The organism is Pseudomonadota bacterium (genome assembly GCA_022361155.1).
GTDB lineage: Bacteria > Myxococcota_A > Polyangia > Polyangiales > JAKSBK01 > JAKSBK01.
This window is the reverse complement of record JAKSBK010000016.1, coordinates 1-2,500: the sequence shown is the minus strand read 5'-3', so window position 1 is coordinate 2,500 and position 2,500 is coordinate 1. Positions and strand designations below refer to the sequence as shown.

The window sequence follows — 2,500 nt, the reverse complement described above, 5'->3', positions numbered from 1 at the left end:
GGCCGTTCGTAAACAGTTTGACGTGACGCTCCGGATACTCAGGCATATGCTGTAGCATATGCCATGCGAGGCGGACCGTCCAGCCGCCGAAGAATGCGCACCTCATTCGGCCCGGAAAACTCTCGCGTGTTACTTCTCGGATCCATCCCGTTCCGAGGAACCATAGAATCATATAAGAAAAATCCGTTTGTATATAATATGTGTCCTGCTCAAGCATCGAAGCTCACGCTAGGCTGAAGTCGAATCGATGTAGGCGCGCACCAGTCTATTGGAGCGTCACCGTGTGGAGCACCCGATCACGATCAGGAACTCAGTCGGGTCCCCCACGGATCCGAGACCGTGTCAGCGCCACCTTTGGGGGGGCGCAGGTGCGCCCGCTGCCTCGCCACAGGAGGTGCCGATCACGGTGCACTGCCCCTCCCCAGGCGGCGGCACCACGGCCTCGACCATGTACTGCCGGTGTCGCACCCGGACGATGTCCCTGACTCGAGGCGCATGTCGGGGCGCCGCGTCCGGCACGAAGTGGGGCGTCGGAGGCTGACTGTCATCGGCACCATGAGCCTTGAGCAGCCGGTCTGCCAGCGTCACTCGTGCACGGCCCTTGTCGTCGAGCCCATGGGCGCGGCAGGTCGCCTTCAGCTCGTCCCGCAGCAGTACCTTCAGCAGCGGCCGGAAACGCACCTGCCCCGAGCCCACCAGCGCCTCGACCTGTTCGCCCTTCCTCCTGCGAGGCGACGTCGCGACCCCGAACTCGCGGCCAAGGTCCACCAACCGGGCCTTGGTAAGCCCTGAGAGCACACTGCGGGTGCTGAGCCCTGCGGTCGCTGTCAATGCGGTCCCCGAGAATCGCGGCTGCGATGAGCGCGAACGGGGGTGGATCTACGGCGGCCGGCCGGTGCCCTGTTGGGGGTGACGTTACAGCACCGCGACGACGGCCCATCGCGCATTGGCTGCGGTTCCTGATACGCTAGAGCGGCATCAGATGGTCATTGCGGACCGTATCCTGCTTACCGGGGCGGGATTCACTCACAATTTTGGGGCGCCGCTGGCCGCGGAGTTGTGGAGTCTCGTCTTCAACCACCCAGCGGGTCAAGGTGCCAAGCGCGTACGCGAAGAGCTGCTTCAAGACCAGAACTTCGAGCGTGCGTACAATACGGTCGTCACCGAGGAGAGATTCTGTCCTGGAGATCGCATGGCAATTCACGCTGCCGTGACGGACGCATTCGAATCGGTCGACAAGACCCTCCGGGACTGGCGATTCACCGCATCGGGCCCTCGTCCTGTCAACATCTACGAGGTTCAGCGACTCATTGGCCGGTTTGCGGGACCTGTTGGCGGTGCTGGTCTGTTCTTCACTCTCAATCAAGATCTGTTCCTAGAGCGCCACTACTACAACGGCGAGCGACCTGCCGTCGCGGGTATCCCGCATCACTCAGAGTGGTTTTCAAGCACATTCTCATCTCAGAAACTCGAGCACGAGCATGGGCGCACGCTGCCCAAGAATGCTCCGGACGTGGCCGGACTGCTGAACAAGCACCGATTCCTGTATGTGAAGCTTCACGGGTCTTCGAATTGGTACAGCTCTGATGGGACGCAACGGATGGTGATCGGGCGCGGGAAGATCAAGCAGATCGCATCAGAGCCGCTTCTCGCTGCGTACTGGAGGCTATTCGAGCACGCTCTCACATCAGGCAAGCGAAGGCTGCTCATCATCGGCTACGGTTTCGCCGACGCGCACGTCAACCAGGTGCTCGCTAACGCCGTCGACTCCAGAGAGACGGAGCTGTTTGTCCTGTCTCCCCAGCTGGCCAAAGACTTCAAGTCTGATCTCTCGACTAAGCCATCTGGTGACCGAATCTGGAAGGGACTCCGGGGCTACCTGCATGGTTCTCTCCTCGACGCGTTTCCGGCTGACCAGTCGACCAGTCCGCTGGCACGCGAGATCGAAAGCAGGTTCTTCTCGGGGTAATGAGCGACGCGATGTATGAAGGCACTGCCTGGTGGATGTCTTGTGCACGCATGCGCAGCGCGCGTACTGCGCTGCGTCGGTCCGATGACGTAGGTCGCTGGGGAAGGCGCCTTGGTCGGGGGTCATGCAGTGGGGGCCTCCGCACGAGCGTGCTATCGCCGACCGGCGCGGCCTCTTGACACCCGGACTGTCTCGTCCAATCTAAATGTCCGCTAACTAAACGTTAGAGGACATTAGCGACCAGAGCATGACCCCAGCAAGTGCCACAGCCGCCATCATGACCACCGAGTCCTCGAGCCTCGCCGAGCTCGCCCCGATCGCTGAGGCCGCGCGCGTCTTTGCGGCCAATGGGCGATCTGCCCGCACTCGCGATGCCTACCGGGCGCAGTGGTCCGCCTTCACGACGTGGTGCGGCGCGCACGGGCTCGCTGTGCTGCCCGCGACTCCTTGAACCGTCGCCTTGTATCTCACCGCCAAGGCTGAAGCCGGCTTGGCTGTCGCGACCCTTGCGCAGGCGCTTGCCGCGATAGG

Annotated in this window: 4 protein-coding genes; 1 reads left to right on the top strand and 3 read right to left on the bottom strand. The window is 62.3% G+C overall.

The genetic code is table 11. The features are described 5' to 3' along the window. Both MJD61_00550 and MJD61_00545 read right to left on the bottom strand, forming a co-directional pair. On the bottom strand, positions 1 to 217 hold a 217-nt coding region (locus tag MJD61_00550), incomplete at its 3' end, for a hypothetical protein (GenBank protein MCG8553769.1). Between the two features lie 125 nt (positions 218 to 342). Continuing rightward, the gene (locus MJD61_00545) at positions 343 to 831 is read right to left on the bottom strand and encodes a hypothetical protein (GenBank protein ID MCG8553768.1); all 489 of its coding nucleotides are present in this window, start codon (positions 829 to 831) and stop codon (positions 343 to 345) included. 151 nt (positions 832 to 982) lie between these two features. On the opposite strand from MJD61_00545, the gene MJD61_00540 reads away from it, so the two are divergent. Next, entirely contained in the window at positions 983 to 1,969 is a 987-nt protein-coding gene (locus MJD61_00540; protein ID MCG8553767.1) for an SIR2 family protein, read from the top strand. 223 nt (positions 1,970 to 2,192) lie between these two features. Here the strand turns inward: MJD61_00540 and MJD61_00535 are convergent. Then, a partial coding sequence (locus MJD61_00535; GenBank protein MCG8553766.1) for a hypothetical protein occupies positions 2,193 to 2,500 on the bottom strand: 308 nt, incomplete at its 5' end.